Source organism: Rhodococcus sp. IEGM 1354, from assembly GCF_030056855.1.
Lineage (GTDB): Bacteria > Actinomycetota > Actinomycetes > Mycobacteriales > Mycobacteriaceae > Rhodococcoides.
This window is the reverse complement of sequence record NZ_JASHKT010000040.1, coordinates 1-285: the sequence shown is the minus strand read 5'-3', so window position 1 is coordinate 285 and position 285 is coordinate 1. Positions and strand designations below refer to the sequence as shown.

Here is a 285-nt window from a genome sequence, read left to right as displayed (position 1 = left end):
ACTGGCACACCCCGTTCACCGAAGTCCTCGACTGGTCCGACGCCCCCGTCGCCAAGTGGTTCGCCGACGGCGAGCTCAACGTCGCCTACAACTGCGTCGACCGGCATGTAGTCGACGGCCACGGCGACCAGGTCGCCATCCACTGGGAAGGTGAACCCGGCGACAGCCGCGACATCACCTACTCCGATCTGCTCGCCGAGGTCAGCCAGGCCGCCAACACCCTCACCGAACTCGGTCTCGTGTCCGGTGACCGCGTCGCGATCTACATGCCCATGATCCCCGAGG

The 285-nt window shown here is 66.3% G+C and carries 1 protein-coding gene; it reads left to right on the top strand.

Annotated elements, in window-relative coordinates:
- A partial coding sequence (locus QM588_RS25610) for an acetyl-coenzyme A synthetase N-terminal domain-containing protein (protein ID WP_283317434.1) occupies positions 1–285 on the top strand: 285 nt, incomplete at both ends.